This window comes from Pseudomonas sp. ML2-2023-6 (genome assembly GCF_037055265.1).
GTDB classification, from domain to species: Bacteria; Pseudomonadota; Gammaproteobacteria; order Pseudomonadales; family Pseudomonadaceae; genus Aquipseudomonas; species Aquipseudomonas kulmbachensis.
Genome location: NZ_CP146347.1, coordinates 335,659 through 354,260, shown reverse-complemented (window position 1 = coordinate 354,260; position 18,602 = coordinate 335,659). Strand labels below are relative to the sequence as shown.

The following is an 18,602-nucleotide window of genomic DNA, read 5'->3' as shown; positions in this document are numbered from 1 at the left end:
TTCAGATTCTGGGGTTGCCTGCAGCCCATCGCAGCCTTCGGCAGCGGCTACACACGCTGTCTGCGCTGCTCTCTACGGAAATATCAAAGTGATCAAACAAAAAAAAGTCCAGTGGCCCTGGCACGTATTGACCGTGCTGGTGCTCATCGGTCTGGCGGGTGCGCTGTATTACGCCACCTCGCTGATGTCTTACGAATGGCGCTGGAACCGCGTCCCGCAGTACTTCGCCTATCAAGCCGAAGAAGCCCAGCGGGCGACTGAAGCCTCGACCGTGATTGAGTTGGTGCGCAAAGGCGATACTGCCGAAGTCGTACTGCGTGGCGAAGATGGCAAAGAGCAACGCGTGACTGTCGCCGACAACAGCCTGCAGTTGGCTGAAGGCGATGATGTTGCTGAAGGCGATGTGATTGGTGTTAACTGCCATTGGGCCGCCGGGCCGCTGCTCTGGGGCTTGTGGACCACGGTTTGGCTGTCGTTGGTGTCAGGCGTACTGGGTTTGATCATCGGGCTGGCCACGGGCCTGTGCCGACTGTCGAATAACCCGACCCTGCGCGATCTCTCGACCCTGTACGTCGAACTGGTGCGCGGCACGCCGCTGCTGGTACAGATTTTCATCTTCTACTTCTTCATCGGCACTGTACTCAACCTGTCCCGCGAATTTGCCGGTATTGCCGCGCTGTCGTTGTTCACCGGTGCGTACGTGGCTGAAATCATTCGTTCGGGTGTGCAGTCCATCGCTCGCGGGCAAAACGAAGCGGCTCGCTCGCTGGGCCTCAACAGCAGCCAATCGATGCGCCATGTGGTGCTGCCGCAAGCGTTCAAGCGTGTACTGCCGCCGTTGGCCGGGCAATTTATCAGCTTGGTCAAGGACACCTCGCTGGTGTCGGTGATTGCGATTACCGAGTTGCTCAAGAGCGGCCGTGAAGTCATCACCACCTCGTTTTCGCCGTTCGAGATTCTGTTCTGCGTAGCGGGCCTGTACCTGTTGATCAACCTGCCGCTGTCGCATTTCGCCAGCCGGCTTGAGCGGAGGCTCGCGCAAAGTGATTGAAGTTCGCGAACTGGTAAAAGTCTTCGACACCCGCGGGCATATTGTTCGCGCCGTGGACAACGTCAGCACCACTGTCGCCCAGGGCGAAGTACTGGTGGTGATCGGCCCCTCGGGCTCTGGCAAGTCGACCTTTCTGCGCTGCCTTAACGGCTTGGAAGATTTCGACTCAGGCTCGGTCAGCATCGACGGCCTGGATCTGGCCAACCCCAAAACCGATGTGAACGCCTATCGGCGTGAAGTCGGCATGGTGTTTCAGCATTTCAACCTGTTCCCGCACATGACCGTACTGGAAAATCTGTGCCTGGCGCAGAAGGTGGTACGCAAGCGTGGCAAGGCCGAGCGCGAAGCCAAGGCCCGGGCGTTGCTGGAGAAGGTCGGTATCGGGCAGAAGGCCAACGAGTACCCGTCGCGCCTCTCGGGCGGTCAGCAACAGCGCGTGGCGATTGCCCGTGCGCTGGCGATGGAGCCCAAGGTGATGCTGTTTGACGAGCCCACTTCGGCGCTGGACCCGGAAATGGTCGGCGAAGTCCTGGACGTGATGAAGACCCTGGCCCGCGAAGGCATGACCATGGTCTGCGTGACCCACGAAATGGGCTTTGCCCGCGAAGTGGCGAACCGCGTGCTGTTCTTCGACCACGGCAAACTGCTGGAAGACTCCGCCCCGGAAGACTTCTTCAACTCGCCTAAAGACCTGCGCGCCCAGGCGTTTTTGCGCCAGGTGCTTTGACGGCAGCTACAAGCAGAAGCAGAAGCAGATCTGCTTCTGCTCTGAACTTGCCACTTGCAGCTGCTGTTAAACCTTAAACCGCCCCACCAACGTCTGCAAATGTGTACCCAGGCGCGCCAGCTCAACGCTGGAGGCCGCCGTTTCTTCACTGGCGGCGGCGGTTTGCTCTGATACATCTCGCACATTCAACACGCTGCGGTTGATCTCTTCTGCCACCGCGCTCTGCTGTTCGGCAGCCGCTGCAATCTGTTGGTTCATGCCCTGAATGGTCGACACTGTACGGGTGATGTTGCCCAGTGACTCGCCTGCGCGGCGGGTCAGTTCAACGCTGTTGTCCGTCAGGGCGCGACTGTTGTCCATACTGCTGGACACCTGCTGAGTGCCGCTTTGCAGGCCGGCAATCAGCTCTTCGATCTCTTCCGTGGATTTTTGCGTGCGCTGCGCCAGGCTGCGTACTTCGTCGGCCACCACCGCAAACCCGCGACCGGCTTCTCCAGCCCGTGCAGCTTCGATGGCAGCGTTCAGCGCCAGCAGGTTGGTTTGCTGGGCAACGGACTTGATCACGTCGAGCACGCTGCCAATTTTGTCGCTTTCACGCTTGAGATGGCCCATGGCATCGGTGGAATGGCCGACCTCAATCGCCAGCTTCTCGATCTGGGCGATGGCCTGCGCAACCACGCTGTCGCCTTCGCGGGCCTGCTGGTCGGCAGCAATTGCAGCTTCAGAGGCTTCTTCGGCGTTGCGCGCCACTTCCTGTACGGTCGCCGCCATTTCATGCATGGCGGTGGCGACCTGATCTGTCTCGACTTTCTGACTGTTGACCCCGGCACTGGTCTGCTCGGTGACCGCCGAGAGTTCTTCGGCGGCGCTGGCGATTTGCGTCACGCCGTCACTGATTCCGCCAATCAACTCGCGCAGGCCTGCGGTCATCCGTTGTATGGCTTGCTGTAGCTGCCCCAGTTCGTCGCGACGGTCGGTTTGATGGTCGTGGGTCAGGTCGCCTGCCGCGATTCGCTCAACGGTTTTCAGCGTGCGTTGCAGCGGGATAACGATCTGGCGAGTAATGGCCCAGGCCGCAATGATGCCCAGTACCAGTGCCAGCAACGTACAGCCGATCAGCAGGGTGGTGGCCTGCCGGCTGTCAGCGTCGCGCTTGGCTGTTTGCAGAGCCGAGAGTTTTTGGCTCTGCTCGATCAGGACAGTGCCCTGGCGGTGCATGCGCTCAATGGCTTGTTCACTGGCTTGAGTGCCTTGAATCAGGTCGGCGAAGGCGCGTTTGTACTCGGCCACGGCGTTGAGTTGCTGTTCGACCAGTGTCAGCTCGTCGGGAGCTACCAGCTGTTTGCGTGCTCGCTCCAGGCCGTTGTCCAGTTCGCTCAGTTGGTGAGTGACTTCGGCTAGGGTGTTTTCGCCGGGTTGGCGTTCATATTCAAGGCGGGCAATACGCAGGTCTTTGGTCAGGCCGATGATTTTCGAAATATTGGCCAGCTTGTCACCCTGGTCGATGACGGACACCAGACCATTCCAGCCCGTTGCGGTGATCAGCAAGGTCAGCATCAGCACCAGCCCGAAGCCCAGACTGAGTTTACGATTGACGCTTATATTGCCGAGCCGTTGGGCCAGCCGATGGAACATGGTGATACTCCTTTATTGACCGAGTTACGTAACGGTCTTCATGGGTTATCAGGGCATCGGCGCGCAGGGGGATAACTGAAGTGCGCAGGTTGAATGTGTGACGAACGTCAAGAACCTGTAGCCGCTGCCGCAGGCTGCGATGGGCGCGCGGAGCGACCCTGATTTTCAGGCGAGAAGCGAAGGTCCTGCGGACCTTATCGCAGCCTGCGCCAGCGGCTACAGGTTTGGGGAGGTCAGAACAATCGGGCGAGAAGGGCGGTGACGGCGGTTTCGACCCGCAGGATGCGCGCGCCCAGTTGCACCGGCTGCAAGCCTGACTTGGCCAGCAAATCGATTTCGTAAGGGATCCAGCCACCTTCCGGGCCGATGGCCAGTGTGACCGCTTCGTCCAGCCCGCGCGGGCAGGCCGGGTAATCGCCCGGATGACCGACCAGGCCCAGGGTGCCTTCGACCAGCGCAGGCAGGCGGTCTTCGACAAACGGCTTGAAGCGTTTTTCGATGACGATCTCAGGCAGTACGCTGTCGCGTGATTGCTCCAGGCCCAGAATCAATTGTTCACGAATGGCTTCGGGTTCCAGAAACGGGGTCTGCCAGAAGCTTTTCTCTACCCGGTAACTGTTGACCAGAATGACCTTCGGCACGCCCATCGAGGCCACGGTTTGTAGCACGCGGCGCAGCATTTTTGGGCGCGGCAAGGCCAGCAACAGGGTCAGTGGCAGTTTGGCCGGTGGCGGCTGGTCCAGGCTGTGGATAACCAGCTCGGCTTCTTGTGCTTCAAGGCGCACCAGCTCGGCGCTGCCCATCAACCCGCCAATCCGGCCGACGCGCAGGCTGTCGCCGACGACGGCACGGTGAACTTCCTGCATGTGAGTCAGGCGCCGATCGCGCAGGATCACGCGGTCGGCGGCAATGAAATCAGCCTCTTCGAGGAGCAGCAGGTTCACGCTTGTGGCGCTGGCGGTTGGGCGTCGTTGTCAGCCGATTGTTCGTCCGGGTGTTCGCCGCGTTTGTTCTTGCTGACCAAACTGCCAAAAATAATGCCGATTTCAAACAGCATCCACATCGGGATGGCGAGCAAGGTTTGCGAGAAGATGTCGGGCGGAGTCAGGATCATGCCGACTACGAAGCAGCCGATGATCACGTACGGGCGAATCTTGCGCAGGTATTTGACGTCGACGATGCCAATCCAGACGAGCAATACCACGGCCACCGGGATTTCAAAGGCCACGCCAAAGGCAAAAAACAGGGTCATGACGAAATCAAGGTAGCTGCTGATATCGGTCATCATCGCGACGCCTTCCGGGGTAGCAGCGGCGAAGAACTTGAACACCAGCGGGAACACCAGGAAGTAGGCGAAGGCCATGCCTGCGTAAAACAGGAAGATGCTGGAGACCAGCAGCGGCACGGCTATGCGCTTCTCGTGCTTGTACAGACCGGGAGCGATAAACCCCCAGATCTGGTGCAGGATTACCGGAATTGCAATAAACAGCGAGACCATCATGGTCAGCTTGAGGGGCGTGAGGAACGGCGAGGCCACGTCGGTGGCGATCATCGTCGCGCCTACCGGCAGGTATTCACGCAACGGCGTGGAGACCAGGGTGTAGATTTGCTGGGTAAAGGCGAACAACCCGGCAAAGATGATGAAAATCGCCGCGATGCAGCGCAACAGGCGGGTGCGCAGCTCGGTGAGATGCGAAACCAGCGGCATTGGCTGGTCGTGATCAGGCTTATCGCTCATGCGCTTAAGGGGCTCGCGGTGGCAGGGTAGGGTCGTGTGGCGCTGCCGGTTGAGGCGCAGGGTCTTTGCTCAGGCTAACGGGGGCAGTGTTCGCAGGCTCGACAGGCGCAACTGTTGGCTCGGTCGGGGTCAGCGGCTTCACGGCGTCCTGCAGAGGGGCCAGGATCTTCTTGGCTTCCTCTTCCATCGACAGGATATGTTCGTTGTGCAGCTGCCGACGTATTTCGTCGGCGCCGATTTCACGTTCAACTTCCTGTTTGATCGCATTGAAACTGCGTTTCAAGCGCCCGATCCACAGGCCCGCCGTGCGCGCAGCACCTGGCAGTCGCTCGGGGCCGAGCACCAGCAGGGCCACAAGGCCAACGAGCAGCAGTTCACTGAAGCTGATACCGAACATTAGTTTTGGCTCACACGTCTTTGCGGGTCGGCTCTTCGACTTTTTGTGCCTGCACGTCAATGGTGTGCGGCTCGTTCAGGGTCGAAGTGGTGTGTGGTTGTGGTGCAGCAGTTGGCTGCGCAGGCGGAACCACGGGCTCGGCAGGTTTTTCGTCGTCGTTCATGGCCTTGCGAAAGCCTTTGATCGATTCACCGACATCGGTGCCCAGATTTTTCAGTTTTTTGGTGCCGAAGACCAGGACTACGACTACCAGAATGACGATCCAGTGTTTCCAGTCAAAAATGCCCATGATGTGTTCCTTAGCAAAAGTGATTTAGGCGGACGGCCGGGAGGCTTTTTCCACGTGGCCGGAGGTGCCGATACGCCGCTCCAGTTCATCCAGTACTGCCTGAGGATGCTGCCCCAACTGGGCCAGCATGATCATGCTATGGAACCATAGATCGGCTGTTTCGTAGATAACATCGCTGCAATCACCGCTGATGGCGGCGTCTTTGGCGGCGATGATGGTTTCGATCGACTCTTCGCCGACTTTTTCCAGAATCTTGTTCAAGCCCTTGTGGTACAGGCTGGCGACATAGGAGCTGTCGGGAGTTGCGCCTTTGCGTGCTTCGAGCACTTGGGCTACGCGGCTCAAGGTGTCAGTCATGGGAGTGCCCTGCGTGGTAAATGGCGTGCGGATCTTTGAGCACCGGGTCGACGGTTTTCCACTCAGCGTTTTCGTACACGCGGTAGAAGCAGCTCTGGCGACCGGTATGGCAGGCGATATCACCGATTTGTTCGACCATCAGGATGATCACATCGGCATCGCAGTCCAGGCGCATTTCATGCAGCTTTTGCACGTGGCCGGACTCTTCGCCCTTGCGCCACAGCTTGCCACGCGAACGTGACCAGTAAATGGCACGGTTCTCGGCGGCAGTCAGGCTCAATGCCTCGCGGTTCATCCAGGCCATCATCAGCACGCGCCCGGTCTTGTGGTCCTGGGCAATCGCCGGCACCAGGCCGTCGTTGTCCCATTTGATCTCGTCCAGCCAGTCTTTCATGTTCGACTCCGACAACCTGCCTCAACCCTGTGGCTGAGGCCTGGTGAATTCACAGTTTGCCAGCCTCTTCCGGAGCTGGCTATCGGCGCACGATCAGATACAAGCCTACGGCCAGCATGATTCCTGCTGGCCAGTAGCCCGCAGTGTGCAGGGGGCCGAGGCTGGCCAGCAAGGCCCCTGCGGCCAGATGCCCGGCACCGATCAGGCGCAGGAACCAGCCATCACGGGATTCGCGCACGATCAATTGTTTGTTATTGGCATGGGGTTGCGACATGCGTTCGAGCAAGTCGCGAGTCATGCCGGCCAAATGCGGGATCTGCTCGACCTGGCTGTGCAGGTTGCGCAGCAGGGTTTTAGGGCTAACGCGCTCACGCATCCAGCGCTCGAGGAACGGCTGGGCGGTGTTCCACAGATCGAGGTCGGGGTACAGTTGGCGCCCCAGGCCTTCGATATTGAGCAGGGTTTTTTGCAGCAACACCAACTGCGGCTGGACTTCCATATTGAAGCGTCGAGCCGTCTGGAACAGGCGCATCAGCACCTGGCCAAAGGAAATTTCCTTGAGTGGTTTCTCGAAAATTGGTTCGCACACGGTACGGATAGCGGCTTCAAACTCGTTGAGTTTGGTATGCGCTGGCACCCAGCCTGAATCAATGTGCAACTGCGCCACACGGCGGTAGTCACGCTTGAAAAAAGCGAACAGGTTGCGTGCCAGGTAGTCCTGATCCTCGGGGGTCAGGCTGCCGACGATGCCGCAGTCGATGGCGATATATTGCGGAGCCCACGGATTGACGGTGCTGACAAAGATGTTGCCGGGGTGCATGTCGGCGTGAAAGAAGCTGTCGCGGAACACTTGGGTGAAGAAAATCTCCACGCCGCGCTCGGCCAGCATCTTCATATCCGTGCGCTGATCCGCAAGGGCCTCCAGGTCGGTGACCTGAATCCCGTAGATGCGTTCCATCACCAGCACTTTGGGGCGGCACCAGTCCCAGTAGATCTGCGGCACGTACATCAGCGGCGAGCCTTCGAAGTTGCGCTTGAGCTGGCTCGCATTGGCCGCCTCGCGCAACAGGTCGAGTTCGTCGTAAATGGTTTTTTCGTAGTCTGTGACTACGTCCACCGGGTGCAGCAGGCGGGCGTCAGCGCTCAGGCGCTCGGCGGTACGGGCCAGAATAAACAGCCAGGCCAGGTCAGAACCGATGATCGGCTTGAGCCCGGGGCGCACAACCTTGACCACTACTTCTTCGCCGGTCTTGAGCTTGGCCGAGTGAACCTGAGCCACCGACGCTGAGGCCAGCGGTTCGATGTCGAAACGGCTGAACACTTCGCTGATTTTGGCACCGAGCTGCTCTTCGATCAGCTTGACCGCCACTTGCGGGTCGAACGGCGGTACTCGGTCTTGCAGCAGCATCAGCTCATCGGCGATGTCGGCGGGCAGCAGGTCGCGGCGAGTTGAAAGGATCTGGCCGAACTTGATAAAAATCGGCCCCAGATCCTGCAACGCCAGACGCAGGGCCGCGCCGCGGCTCAGCTCCAGTTTTTTACGCGGGAACCAGCGCCACGGCAGTGCGTAGCGCAGGGACAGCATCCACCAGGGCAAAGGCAGGGCGAACAGCAGGTCATCCAGTCGGTAGCGAATGACGACGCGCTGGATACGAAACAAACGGCGTATGGCAAGCAGCTTCATGCGTTATCGCTGGAATTGAGGGATCGGGAAAGGCGCTCAAAGCGCGCCTCAAGGCGATCCAGGTCGAGTTTGAGTTGGTCGAGTTCGTCAAAGCGCGCTTGCGCTTCGTGTTCGCCGACCAAGGTGCGGGCTTCTTCGCTCAGGTATTCGGCCAGATTTTGATTGAGGCTGGCGAATCCTTGCTGATACCAGTTGGCGCGGCTGCGCAGGTGACCACCGATCAATGCCGTGGCCACTGGCCCGATCCAGTTCGAGAGTTCGTACTCCCAATCCAGTTCCAGGTCTTGCAGCACCGCTGCCAGCTCCATCAGCACCGCGCTGTCGCCTTCAAGCTCGACTTCAGGGCTGTGCAACACGGCGCTTTTGTCCTTGCTCAAGGCCAGACGCAGCAGGCTGGTGGCGGGTGCACGCAAGGTGCAGTCAGGTTCGGCCGCCCATTGGCTGGCCAGCAGCAGGCCTTCATCGCTGGGCAAAATAAACAGGCGCAGCGAGGGGCTCGCGCATTCGACGGCAATCAACTTGCCGGTCAAGGGACGCAAGCGCGCCAGAGCCGTGCTGTCCAGCCGCAAAACGCGGTTGATGCCGTTTTCGACGCTGGCGAGAAGGCCGCGCAGCAACATCAGGGCTTGATGCCGCGGTGTAGAGCGACGATGCCCGAAGTCATGTTGTGATAGGTCACGCGGTCAAAACCGGCCTCGACCATCATCGACTTCAGTGTCTCTTGGTCAGGGTGCATGCGGATCGATTCGGCCAGGTAGCGATAGCTCTCCGGGTCGTTGAGGATCAGCTTGCCCACCAGTGGCATAAAGGCGAACGAATAAGTGTCGTAGACCTTGGACATCAGTGCGTTGGTCGGCTTGGAGAACTCCAGCACCAACAGACGGCCACCCGGCTTGAGCACGCGCAGCATGGAGCGCAGGGCGTCTTCCTTGTGGGTCACGTTGCGCAGACCGAAGGCGATGGTCACGCAATCGAAATGGTTGTCCGGGAACGGCAGCTTTTCAGCGTCGGCCTGAACGAACTCGATATTGCCGGCCACGCCTTTGTCCAGCAGGCGGTCACGACCGACCTTGAGCATCGAGGCGTTGATGTCGGCCAGCACCACTTGGCCGGTCGGGCCAACCAGATGGGAAAACTTGCGGGCCAGGTCGCCAGTGCCGCCAGCGATGTCCAGCACCTTGTTGCCAGGGCGTACGCCAGACAGCTCGATAGTGAAACGCTTCCACAGACGGTGCATACCGCCCGACAGAACGTCGTTCATCAGGTCATATTTACCGGCTACAGAGTGGAAAACCTCGGCGACTTTCTCGGCCTTTTGGCTTTCCGGTACGTTTTTGAAGCCGAAGTGAGTGGTGGGTTCGGCATCGCTGCCTTTGCGCTGATCAGTCATATCGCTGTCACCAAAAGAGAATGCTGGCCATTCTAATCCCGGTGGCCGGCTTTGTCTTGGCGAGGGTGAATGTATAGTGGCGGCTTTATTTATCAGGAGCGACGCCATGGCGCGTATCAGCGTTGAACGTACCCATAACCTTGGCCTTGAGGCCGCACGTGAAAAAGCTCAGCCATTGGTCGAGAAGCTGGCCAGCCAGTACGGCCTGACCCCTACCTGGGCTGGCGACACCGTGAAATTGAAGCGCTCGGGCGTAAACGGCACCCTGGAAATCGGCGAGAAAACCGTCAAGGTCGATGTGGAACTGGGAATGTTGATGTCCGCGATGAGCGGCATGATCCAGTCGGAAATCGAACGGTCGCTGGACAAAGCACTGTCGTGACCTTCTTGCGGCTCGTGCAGCAGGCTAATTCGCTATGAGCCGCCTTGATACAAGGCGGTTTAGCGTCTAAACCTGATGCAGGTGAGCACGTTGTTCATCTTGATGATTCGACGCCCTTGCTCACTGGCGTCGCAACTGAACATTGAGGGAAACACGATGGCTGCTAAAAAGTCGACGACCAAAGAAAGCAACTCATGGGTAGGCAAGGTTGAAGAGTACTCACGTAAAATCTGGCTGGCAGGTTTGGGTGTGTATTCCAAGATTGATACGGACGGCAGCAAGCTGTTCGACACCCTGGTCAAAGATGGCGAAAAAGCCGAAAAGCTGGCCAAGGACGCGGGCCACAAAGTGGCTGAGGGTGTTAAGGCGTCGACCTCATCCGCGCGTTCTCGGGTTGAAGACGTGAAGGATTTGGCATTGGGCAAGTGGAGCGAGTTCGAAGAAGCTTTCGATAAGCGTCTCACCAGCGCCATTTCACGCTTGGGTGTCCCCAGTCGTGAAGAAGTCAAAGCGTTACACGCCCAAGTGGACGTATTGACCAAGCATATTGAAAAACTGACTGCGGCCGCTGCAAAAGTCACTGCGACCAAACCACCTGTAGCGAGCAAGCCTGCAGCGGTCAAGGTTGCGGCAAAACCTGCAGCAGCCAAGCCAGTTGCGAAACCAGCGTCCAAGGCTGTAGCTGCGAAGCCTGCGGCAAAACCTGCAGCCAAGCCAGTAGCAGCCAAAAAGCCCGCAGCTCCGAAAAAGCCTGCAGCACCTAAAAAACCGGCCGTAGCCAAGGCCCCTGTAGTAACTGCGCCACCGGCGTCGGTGACGACAACGTCATGACTGCTTTGTGAGCAAGCCCGGCTCCCACGGAGAGCATCTGCGGGAGCCCGACTGCGTTACAACATCAGTTTGACGACCGACACCGAAGGGTCGCGCGACTTGCCGGCCTTTTTCAGCTCGGCCAGATAGTCAGCCCATAATTCTTCCTGGCGCACGCCAAGCTGGTGGAGGTATTCCCAAGTAAACAGGCCGCTGTCGTGACCGTCATCGAAGGTCAGTTTTAGCGCGTACTGGCCTGCGGGCTCTACCTTGCTCAAGCCGACATTGATTTTGCCGAATTGCAGGATCGGATTGCCGTGACCCTGGACTTCTGCGGAGGGGGAATGCACGCGCAAAAACTCGGCAGGCAGCTCGTATTGCTCGCCGGACGGGTATTTAAGAGTGAGGGTTTTCGAGGCTTTGTGCAGGTTGATGGCGCTGGGGATCATGGTCGTAACCTTTGGTCATCGCACAAACAGTGTAGCCGCTGCCACAGGCTGCGATCACCAACGTAGTTGGCGCAAGATCCGGAGATCGTTGAAGGCCTTCGCCTTATCGCAGCCTGCGGCAGCGGCCACAGGTGTTCGGTTTACAAGATGTAGCGCGAGAGGTCTTCGTTCTCGGCCAGTTCGCCCAGGTGGCTGTTCACGTATTCGGCGTCGATACGAATCGGCTCTTCATTCTGTGTGCTGGCAATATCACCGGCACTGAAAGATACCTCTTCAAGCAAACGCTCAAGCAGCGTGTGCAGGCGGCGAGCACCGATGTTCTCGGTTTTTTCGTTCACTTGCCAGGCGATTTCAGCCAGACGCTTGATGCCTTCGGGCAGGAACTCGATGTTCAGGCCTTCGGTTTTCAGCAGCTCGCGGTATTGCTCGGTCAACGAAGCGTGTGGCTCGCTGAGGATGCGCTCGAAGTCGCCAGGGGTCAGGGCCTTGAGCTCGACACGAATTGGCAGGCGGCCTTGCAGCTCAGGCACCAGATCGCTTGGTTTGCTCAGGTGGAACGCACCGGAGGCAATAAACAGGATGTGGTCGGTCTTGACCATGCCCAGCTTGGTATTGACCGTGCAACCCTCGATCAGCGGCAGCAGGTCGCGCTGTACACCTTCGCGGGACACATCGGCGCCGCCGACATTGCCGCGTTTGGCAACCTTGTCGATTTCGTCGATAAACACGATGCCGTGCTGCTCGACCGCTTCCAGGGCCTTGGCCTTGAGCTCTTCGTCATTGACCAGGCGACCGGCTTCTTCGTCACGCACCATTTTCAGTGCTTCTTTGACTTTCAGTTTGCGGCTCTTGCGCTTGCCTTTGCCCATGTTGGCAAACAGGCTTTGCAGCTGGTTGGTCATTTCTTCCATGCCTGGCGGCGCGGAGATATCGACGCCAACAGCATCGGCGACTTCGATTTCAATTTCCTTGTCATCCAGCTGGCCTTCACGCAGGCGCTTGCGGAACAGCTGGCGCGTGTTGGAATCCTGCGGGGTGGCGGCTTCTTCGCCGAACGTGCGGGCAGGTGGCAGCAGGGCGTCGAGGATACGCTCTTCAGCGGCGTCTTCAGCGCGGTGGCGAACTTTTACGATTTCCTGCTCGCGCAGCAGCTTGATCGCAGCGTCAGCCAGATCACGAATGATCGACTCGACGTCACGGCCTACGTAGCCGACTTCGGTGAACTTGGTCGCTTCAACCTTGATGAACGGCGCGTTAGCCAGCTTGGCCAGGCGACGGGCGATTTCGGTTTTACCGACACCGGTTGGGCCGATCATCAGAATGTTTTTTGGCGTCACTTCAACGCGCAGTTCTTCGGGCAGTTGCATCCGGCGCCAGCGGTTACGCAGCGCGATGGCGACGGCGCGCTTGGCGTCGTCCTGGCCGATGATGTGGCGATTGAGCTCGTGGACAATTTCGCGGGGAGTCATGGACATGATAATTGGCGTTCCTCTAGCTGAAGTAAGGTTCACAAACGGGCTGGCGGGCCAGCCTGGCAGGCGTCTTACTCAGCGAGGTCCTGCTCCTCAATAGTGATGTTGTGGTTGGTGAATACGCAAATGTCGCCAGCGATACCGAGTGCGGTTTCGGCGATTTCGCGGGCCGACAGGTCGGTTTTCATCAGCAGGGCGCGAGCCGCTGCCTGGGCGAATGCACCGCCCGAACCCATGGCGATCAAGCCGTCTTCTGGCTCAACCACGTCACCGTTACCGGTGATGATCAGGGAGGCGTCTTTGTTGGCAACGGCCAACATGGCTTCCAGGCGGCTCAGCGAGCGGTCGGTACGCCATTCTTTGGCCAACTCGACAGCGGCGCGAACCAGATGGCCTTGATGCTTTTCAAGCTGGCCTTCAAAACGTTCGAACAGGGTAAATGCATCAGCGGTTGCACCGGCGAAACCGGCGATAACCTGGCCGTGATAGAGGCGGCGGACTTTTTTCGCGTTGCCTTTCATCACGGTATTGCCAAGAGAAACCTGGCCGTCGCCAGCCATAACGACTTTGCCGTGGCGGCGTACTGAAACGATGGTGGTCAAGGGAGAGTCTCCACGCAGCGGGGCGAAAATGCCTGATGGAAATACATATGGGGGTTGTAGCGGATTTTTCAACAGCGGGAAGGGAATGGGGATGAACGGGGAGGAGGGATCTGGTGGGGGTGTTGTGGGAGCGAGCCTGCTCGCGACGAGGTTTTCCTGTTGAATCGCGGTGATGTCATCGCGAGCAAGCTCGCTCCCACAGAGGCTGTATTGCCCGTGGGAGCGGCTGTTATCAGCGCCGCTGTTGCAACAACAAGTTATTGAACCCGCCGCCCGCCAATTGCTTTTGGGCCACAGTCAGTTGGTCGCGGTTGCTGAACGGCCCTACGAGAACCCGGTACCAGGTTTCGTCTTTTACCGTACCGGCTTCAACCGTAGCGGTCTGGCCCAACAGGATGATCTGTGCCCGCACCTTTTCAGCATCGGCCTGTTTGCGGAACGAGCCCGCTTGCAGGAAGAACCTGGTCACCGGTGCCGCTTTGACGACCGGAGGTGCAGGTGGAGGGGTGAGGCCGTTCAACGCAGCCTGAGCACGTACCGTGTCGATTTTGGCAGCTTCAGCCGGAGTGACCGGTGCCAGCGGCGCGGTTTGCGGCGTTGGCAGGGTCTTCTCGGGCACGGCTTCTGGCGGCACGATCACTTCAGACTCGGGCAGCAGGGTATAGAAGTCGTACTTGGGCTTGACCGGTTGGGTTGGGCTCGGCGCTGTTTTGTTGGCTTCAGCCGCTTTCGTGGCTTTGAGCTGCTCTTGCTTGACCCGTTTGACGTCGTCGCCCTGGCCAGGCTCGAGCTTCATCAGAAACACGATAAATGCGCCCACGGTCAGGCCGATGGCCATCCATAGCCAGCCCGGAATCGGTTTTTTAGCCGGTGCCTGATAGCGACTGGCGCCGCGCTTGGGTGCAGGTTTTTTCTTCGCGGCCAACTTACATGCGCTCCAGAGTTTCCAGACCCAGCAGTTCCAGGCCTTGCTTGAGAGTACGGCCAGCCAAGGCGGCCAGACGCAAGCGGCTTTGTTTTTGCGCTTCGTCTTCTGCACTCAGGATCGGGCAGTTCTCGTAAAAGCTGGAGAACAGACCGGCCACTTCGTACAGATAGGTGCAGAGGGTGTGCGGTGTGCCTTTTTCAGCCACGTTGTTCAGCACTTCACCGAACTGCGCCAGTTTTGCTGCCAGCTCTTGCTCTTGCGGTGCTTCAAGCACGATCTGCCCTTGCACCTCTTCAAAGCCCTTGCCCAGCTTGCGGAACACGCCCGCGACGCGGGTGTAGGCATACAGCAGGTAAGGTGCGGTATTGCCTTCAAAGTTCAACATCAGGTCGAAGTTGAAGCTGTAGTCGCTGGTGCGGTGCTTGGACAGGTCGGCGTATTTCACCGCGCCAATCCCGACAACTTTGGCAATGGCGCGCAACTCTTCTTCTGCCAACTCCGGGTTTTTCTCTTTCACCAGGGTGTAGGCGCGTTCTTTGGCTTCGTTGAGCAGGTCGATCAGTTTGACCGTACCGCCATCACGGGTCTTGAATGGACGGCCATCGGCGCCGTTCATGGTGCCGAAGCCCATGTGTTCCATTTCCATCGGATGGGTGACGAAGCCAGCCTTGCGGGCCACTGCAAACACTTGCTGGAAGTGCAGAGCCTGACGTTGATCGACGAAGTACAAGGCGCGATCAGCTTTCAATACACCACTGCGATAGCGGATAGCCGCGAGGTCGGTGGTGGCATACAGATAGCCACCGTCAGCTTTAACGATGATGACCGGCAGCGGCTCGCCTTCGGCGTTCTTGAACTCGTCAAGGAACACGCACTGGGCGCCGTTGCTCTCGACCAGCATGCCTTTGGCCTTGAGGTCGTTGACTACGTTGATCAGGTCGTCGTTGTAGGCGCTTTCGCCCATCACGTCGGCCATGGTCAGTTTGACGTTCAACTGCTCGTAAATTTTCTGGCAGTGCGACAGCGAGATGTCCTTGAATTTGGTCCATAGCGCCAGGCAGTCAGGGTCGCCAGCTTGCAGCTTGACCACCAGACTACGGGCGCGATCGGCGAATTCCGGCGACTCGTCAAAGCGTTTTTTGGCTGCGCGGTAGAAGTTCTCGAGGTCAGACAGCTCGTCGCTGGTGATCGGGTTTTCTTCCAGGTAGGCCATCAGCATGCCGAACTGGGTGCCCCAGTCGCCCACGTGGTTCTGACGAATCACCTCATCGCCGAGAAATTCCAGTACCCGTGCTACGCCGTCGCCAATGATGGTGGAGCGCAAGTGGCCCACGTGCATCTCTTTGGCCAGGTTGGGTGCCGACATGTCGACCACGGTACGCATGGCCGGGGCCGCTTTGCGCACGCCGATTTTCGGGTCGGCCAGTGCTGCGTCCAGGCGCGCGGCCAGGGCCTGGGTGTTCTGGAAGAAGTTCAGGAAGCCGGGACCTGCGATCTCGGTCTTGCTGATTTGCTCATCGGCCGGCAGGGCGGCGATGATCTTTTCAGCCAGATCGCGGGGCTTCATGCCTGCAGGCTTGGCCAGCATCATGGCGATGTTGCTGGCGAAGTCACCGTGGGTTTTGTCACGGGCGTTTTCCACCTGAATCGCTGGCGTCAGGCCTTCAGGCAACACACCTTCTGTGACGAGTTGAGCTAGGGCTTGTTGAATCAGCAGGCGAATGGTGTCTTTCATGGTCTTCTCTTTCGACCGCAAGCGCGGTAGCGCTTCAGTGCGCAGGTGGAAAAACTGGGCATTATCCGTTGCCGGGCGGGCCTTGCCAACCTTAGCAGGCAGGTTATGGATATGTGGTGTACGGTTATTTCCTAATATTCTCCAAATCTGTGGGAGCGGGCTTGCTCGCGATAGCATCATCGCGGTCTTCCAGAGACAGTGCGTCGTCTGCATCGCGAGCAAGCCCGCTCCCACAGGGGATATTTGGTGCCTTAATAAAGGTCTACCGGGTCAACGTCCAGCGACCAACGTACCTGGCGACCGCTGGGCATTTGCTCAAGGGCTAGCAGCCATTGGCTGAGCAAACGATGTAGCGGCGCGCGGGCGCTGGCTTGCAGCAATAACTGCGCGCGATAGCGTCCGGCGCGGCGCTCCATCGGTGCGGGCACCGGGCCGAGCAGTTCGATGCCACCCAGGTTCAATTCGCCCAGCAGGCGTTCAGCCTCGCTGCAGGCTTCGTCCAGGAAACCTTCCGCTTGCCCGGGTTTATGGGCTTCGGCACGCAATAGCGCCAAATGCGCGAAAGGCGGCAGCCCAGCGGCCCGGCGCTCGCTCAAGGCCTGTTCGGCAAAGGCGAAGTAACCCTGTTCAGTCAGTTGGATCAGCAGCGGATGGTCGGCCAGATGGGTCTGGATAATCACCTTGCCCGGCTCTTCAGCGCGACCGGCACGGCCTGCGACCTGAACGATCAACTGGGCCATGCGCTCGCTGGCGCGGAAGTCGCCGGAGAACAAGCCGCCATCGGCATCCAGAATCGATACCAGCGTCACCCGGGGGAAGTGATGGCCTTTGGCGAGCATTTGCGTACCGATCAGAATGCACGGCTGACCCTTTTGGATCGTGGCAAACAGCTGGTTCATCGCGTCTTTGCGCGAAGTACTGTCGCGATCAACCCGCAGTACCGGGTAGTCGGGGAACAAAATCCCTAGCCGCTCTTCTGCGCGCTCAGTTCCTGCGCCCACTGGCCGCAAATCAACCTTGCCACATTGCGGGCAGTTGCGAGGCACGCGCTCGACGTAGCCGCAGTGATGGCAGCGCAGCTCGCCGGAGCGCTGATGGACGGTCATGCGCGCATCGCAACGCTGGCACTCCGACATCCAGCCGCAGTCATGGCACAGTAAGGTGGGCGCAAAGCCGCGACGGTTCAGAAACACCAAAACTTGTTGGCCCGCTGCGAGGGTCTGGCCGATGGCTTGTTGCATTGGCCCCGAAATCCCGCTGTCCAACGGACGGCTTTTTACATCCAACCGCAGGAAGCGTGGTTGTTTGGCCCCGCCTGCGCGTTCATTCAAGCGCAGTAGGCCGTAGCGGCCGGTGTAGGCGTTGTGCAGGCTTTCGAGAGATGGAGTGGCAGATCCCAGGACTATAGGGATGTTCTCCTGACGGGCGCGAACCAGAGCGAGGTCGCGGGCGTGGTAGCGCAAACCTTCCTGCTGTTTATAAGAACCGTCATGTTCTTCATCGATGATGATCAGTCCCGGGTTTTTCATCGGGGTGAACAGTGCCGAGCGGGTGCCAATAATAATGTCGGCTTCGCCGTCCCGTGCGGCCAGCCAGCTTTCGAGACGCTCGCGGTCGTTAACCGCTGAATGCACCAGCGCGATGCGCGCATTGAAACGCTGTTCGAAGCGGGCCAGGGTTTGCGGGCCCAGGTTGATTTCAGGGATCAACACCAGTGCCTGCTTGCCCGCCTGCAGGGTTTCGCGGATCAGTTGCAAATACACTTCGGTCTTGCCGCTGCCGGTCACTCCGGCCAGCAAGAAAGCATGGAAGTGGTCAAAACCTGCGCGAATCGCCTCGTAGGCGGCACGTTGTTCGTTGTTAAGCGGCAACTCGGGCTGGGCCAGCCAGTGCTCATGGCGCTCGCTCGGCGCGTGGCGGCGGATTTCCACCGTCACCAGTTCCTTGGCCAACAGCAGGTCGAGGCTGTCCTTGCTCAGCATCAACTTGCTTAGCAGTTGGTGCGCCACGCCGTGTGGGTGCTGGGCGAGGGTGGCCAGCGCTTCACGCTGGCGCGGTGCGCGGGCGATGCGCGGGTCGTCGAGCCTGGCGCCGGGGGCGATCTGCCAGAACCGTTCCTGGCGCGTCTCGGCCAGTTCGCCCTGACGCAGCAGCACCGGCAGTGCCCAGCTCAGGGTGTCGCCCAGGCTGTGTTGGTAGTACTGCGAGGTCCACAGGCACAGCTTGAAGAGCGAGGGCGGTAGGGGGGGCGTGGTGTCGAGCAGCGCGATCGCAGGCTTAAGCTTGTCGGCCGGGACCTCGCTGTGATCGACCACTTCGACCAGAATGCCGATCATCTCGCGTCGTCCGAACGGCACCCGCAAGCGCATGCCAGGCTGTAATTGACTGCGCAGCACGCCAGCAGGCGCCCGGTAATCAAACAGGCGGCGCAAAGGGGAAGGCAGGGCAAGGCGCAAAATGGCGTCGGGCACGCGGGGCTCTCAAGTGATGAACGGCAAAGATGGCCCGGAGCCTAGCAGACAACGCGTCCCGGGACTTAAAGGCAGGTCAATGAATAATGAA

At 59.3% G+C, this 18,602-nt stretch carries 20 protein-coding genes; 4 read left to right on the top strand and 16 right to left on the bottom strand.

The genetic code is table 11. The annotated features are described in order from the left end of the window. Window positions 1-91: 91 nt before the first annotated feature. Both V6L79_RS01490 and V6L79_RS01485 read left to right on the top strand, forming a co-directional pair. Window positions 92-1,051: an amino acid ABC transporter permease gene (locus V6L79_RS01490; protein WP_405046638.1), complete on the top strand. Its 960-nt coding sequence runs from the start codon at window positions 92-94 to the stop codon at window positions 1,049-1,051. Beyond that, window positions 1,044-1,778, top strand: a complete 735-nt coding sequence (locus V6L79_RS01485) for an amino acid ABC transporter ATP-binding protein (RefSeq protein ID WP_261740097.1) — start codon at window positions 1,044-1,046, stop codon at window positions 1,776-1,778. The genes V6L79_RS01490 and V6L79_RS01485 overlap by 8 nt, the downstream gene beginning before the upstream one ends. 66 nt (window positions 1,779-1,844) lie before the next feature. Here the strand turns inward: V6L79_RS01485 and V6L79_RS01480 are convergent, their stop codons facing one another. The 10 genes from V6L79_RS01480 to ubiE all read right to left on the bottom strand — a co-directional run bounded on the left by V6L79_RS01480 (window position 1,845) and on the right by ubiE (window position 9,662). Further along, window positions 1,845-3,413, bottom strand: a complete 1,569-nt coding sequence (locus V6L79_RS01480) for a methyl-accepting chemotaxis protein (RefSeq protein ID WP_261740096.1) — start codon at window positions 3,411-3,413, stop codon at window positions 1,845-1,847. A 233-nt stretch (window positions 3,414-3,646) separates the two neighbouring features. Then, the gene (locus V6L79_RS01475) at window positions 3,647-4,357 is read right to left on the bottom strand and encodes a 16S rRNA (uracil(1498)-N(3))-methyltransferase (protein ID WP_261740095.1); all 711 of its coding nucleotides are present in this window, start codon (window positions 4,355-4,357) and stop codon (window positions 3,647-3,649) included. After that, a complete protein-coding gene (gene tatC / locus V6L79_RS01470) occupies window positions 4,354-5,151 on the bottom strand; it encodes a twin-arginine translocase subunit TatC (protein WP_261740094.1) in 798 nt (265 codons plus the stop codon). Before tatC ends, V6L79_RS01475 begins: the two co-directional genes overlap by 4 nt. Window positions 5,152-5,155: 4 nt before the next feature. Continuing rightward, entirely contained in the window at window positions 5,156-5,548 is a 393-nt protein-coding gene (gene tatB / locus V6L79_RS01465; protein WP_261740093.1) for a Sec-independent protein translocase protein TatB, read from the bottom strand. A 10-nt stretch (window positions 5,549-5,558) separates the two neighbouring features. Continuing rightward, a complete protein-coding gene (locus tag V6L79_RS01460) occupies window positions 5,559-5,837 on the bottom strand; it encodes a twin-arginine translocase TatA/TatE family subunit (protein WP_019825245.1) in 279 nt (92 codons plus the stop codon). Window positions 5,838-5,861: 24 nt separating this feature from the next. Continuing rightward, window positions 5,862-6,194, bottom strand: a complete 333-nt coding sequence (locus tag V6L79_RS01455; protein WP_016783168.1) for a phosphoribosyl-ATP diphosphatase — start codon at window positions 6,192-6,194, stop codon at window positions 5,862-5,864. Beyond that, window positions 6,187-6,588: a phosphoribosyl-AMP cyclohydrolase gene (hisI, locus tag V6L79_RS01450; protein WP_261740092.1), complete on the bottom strand. Its 402-nt coding sequence runs from the start codon at window positions 6,586-6,588 to the stop codon at window positions 6,187-6,189. Before hisI ends, V6L79_RS01455 begins: the two co-directional genes overlap by 8 nt. 79 nt (window positions 6,589-6,667) lie before the next feature. Continuing rightward, the gene (gene ubiB / locus V6L79_RS01445; RefSeq protein ID WP_321834965.1) at window positions 6,668-8,272 is read right to left on the bottom strand and encodes a ubiquinone biosynthesis regulatory protein kinase UbiB; all 1,605 of its coding nucleotides are present in this window, start codon (window positions 8,270-8,272) and stop codon (window positions 6,668-6,670) included. Further along, complete coding sequence (locus V6L79_RS01440; protein ID WP_261740090.1) at window positions 8,269-8,892, bottom strand: SCP2 domain-containing protein; 624 nt, start codon at window positions 8,890-8,892, stop codon at window positions 8,269-8,271. Before V6L79_RS01440 ends, ubiB begins: the two co-directional genes overlap by 4 nt. Continuing rightward, entirely contained in the window at window positions 8,892-9,662 is a 771-nt protein-coding gene (gene ubiE, locus V6L79_RS01435) for a bifunctional demethylmenaquinone methyltransferase/2-methoxy-6-polyprenyl-1,4-benzoquinol methylase UbiE (RefSeq protein ID WP_261740089.1), read from the bottom strand. The genes V6L79_RS01440 and ubiE overlap by 1 nt, the downstream gene beginning before the upstream one ends. A 106-nt stretch (window positions 9,663-9,768) precedes the next feature. Between ubiE and V6L79_RS01430 the strand changes: the two genes are divergently transcribed. Both V6L79_RS01430 and V6L79_RS01425 read left to right on the top strand, forming a co-directional pair. Further along, window positions 9,769-10,044 (top strand): polyhydroxyalkanoic acid system family protein, encoded by a 276-nt coding sequence (locus tag V6L79_RS01430; RefSeq protein WP_261740088.1) that lies wholly within the window; start codon window positions 9,769-9,771, stop codon window positions 10,042-10,044. A 156-nt stretch (window positions 10,045-10,200) separates the two neighbouring features. Beyond that, window positions 10,201-10,875, top strand: a complete 675-nt coding sequence (locus tag V6L79_RS01425; protein ID WP_338579720.1) for a phasin family protein — start codon at window positions 10,201-10,203, stop codon at window positions 10,873-10,875. Window positions 10,876-10,931: 56 nt separating this feature from the next. On the opposite strand, the gene V6L79_RS01420 is transcribed toward V6L79_RS01425, so the two are convergent. From V6L79_RS01420 to V6L79_RS01395, 6 genes are all read right to left on the bottom strand, one after another. After that, window positions 10,932-11,303, bottom strand: a complete 372-nt coding sequence (locus V6L79_RS01420) for a DUF971 domain-containing protein (protein ID WP_261740086.1) — start codon at window positions 11,301-11,303, stop codon at window positions 10,932-10,934. Between the two features lie 140 nt (window positions 11,304-11,443). Next, on the bottom strand, window positions 11,444-12,778 hold the full coding sequence (hslU, locus tag V6L79_RS01415; protein WP_261740085.1) for an ATP-dependent protease ATPase subunit HslU: 1,335 nt from the start codon (window positions 12,776-12,778) through the stop codon (window positions 11,444-11,446). A 68-nt stretch (window positions 12,779-12,846) separates the two neighbouring features. Next, on the bottom strand, window positions 12,847-13,377 hold the full coding sequence (gene hslV, locus V6L79_RS01410) for an ATP-dependent protease subunit HslV (RefSeq protein ID WP_003438754.1): 531 nt from the start codon (window positions 13,375-13,377) through the stop codon (window positions 12,847-12,849). Window positions 13,378-13,609: 232 nt separating this feature from the next. Continuing rightward, a complete protein-coding gene (locus V6L79_RS01405) occupies window positions 13,610-14,302 on the bottom strand; it encodes an SPOR domain-containing protein (RefSeq protein ID WP_261740084.1) in 693 nt (230 codons plus the stop codon). Between the two features lies 1 nt (window position 14,303). Beyond that, window positions 14,304-16,040, bottom strand: a complete 1,737-nt coding sequence (gene argS / locus V6L79_RS01400; RefSeq protein ID WP_338579719.1) for an arginine--tRNA ligase — start codon at window positions 16,038-16,040, stop codon at window positions 14,304-14,306. A 251-nt stretch (window positions 16,041-16,291) separates the two neighbouring features. Continuing rightward, entirely contained in the window at window positions 16,292-18,511 is a 2,220-nt protein-coding gene (locus V6L79_RS01395) for a primosomal protein N' (RefSeq protein ID WP_321834957.1), read from the bottom strand. Window positions 18,512-18,602 lie beyond the last annotated feature (91 nt).

Excerpts from the sequence above, each read along its gene's own strand:
- V6L79_RS01480 (WP_261740096.1), bottom strand. The coding sequence starts at position 3,413 with ATGTTCCATCGGCTGGCCCAACGGCTCGGCAATATAAGCGTCAATCGT.
- tatC (WP_261740094.1), bottom strand. The coding sequence starts at position 5,151 with ATGAGCGATAAGCCTGATCACGACCAGCCAATGCCGCTGGTTTCGCAT.
- tatB (WP_261740093.1), bottom strand. The coding sequence starts at position 5,548 with ATGTTCGGTATCAGCTTCAGTGAACTGCTGCTCGTTGGCCTTGTGGCC.
- V6L79_RS01460 (WP_019825245.1), bottom strand. The coding sequence starts at position 5,837 with ATGGGCATTTTTGACTGGAAACACTGGATCGTCATTCTGGTAGTCGTA.
- V6L79_RS01455 (WP_016783168.1), bottom strand. The coding sequence starts at position 6,194 with ATGACTGACACCTTGAGCCGCGTAGCCCAAGTGCTCGAAGCACGCAAA.
- hisI (WP_261740092.1), bottom strand. The coding sequence starts at position 6,588 with ATGAAAGACTGGCTGGACGAGATCAAATGGGACAACGACGGCCTGGTG.
- ubiB (WP_321834965.1), bottom strand. The coding sequence starts at position 8,272 with ATGAAGCTGCTTGCCATACGCCGTTTGTTTCGTATCCAGCGCGTCGTC.
- V6L79_RS01440 (WP_261740090.1), bottom strand. The coding sequence starts at position 8,892 with ATGTTGCTGCGCGGCCTTCTCGCCAGCGTCGAAAACGGCATCAACCGC.
- ubiE (WP_261740089.1), bottom strand. The coding sequence starts at position 9,662 with ATGACTGATCAGCGCAAAGGCAGCGATGCCGAACCCACCACTCACTTC.
- V6L79_RS01430 (WP_261740088.1), top strand. The coding sequence starts at position 9,769 with ATGGCGCGTATCAGCGTTGAACGTACCCATAACCTTGGCCTTGAGGCC.
- V6L79_RS01425 (WP_338579720.1), top strand. The coding sequence starts at position 10,201 with ATGGCTGCTAAAAAGTCGACGACCAAAGAAAGCAACTCATGGGTAGGC.
- V6L79_RS01420 (WP_261740086.1), bottom strand. The coding sequence starts at position 11,303 with ATGATCCCCAGCGCCATCAACCTGCACAAAGCCTCGAAAACCCTCACT.
- hslU (WP_261740085.1), bottom strand. The coding sequence starts at position 12,778 with ATGTCCATGACTCCCCGCGAAATTGTCCACGAGCTCAATCGCCACATC.
- argS (WP_338579719.1), bottom strand. The coding sequence starts at position 16,040 with ATGAAAGACACCATTCGCCTGCTGATTCAACAAGCCCTAGCTCAACTC.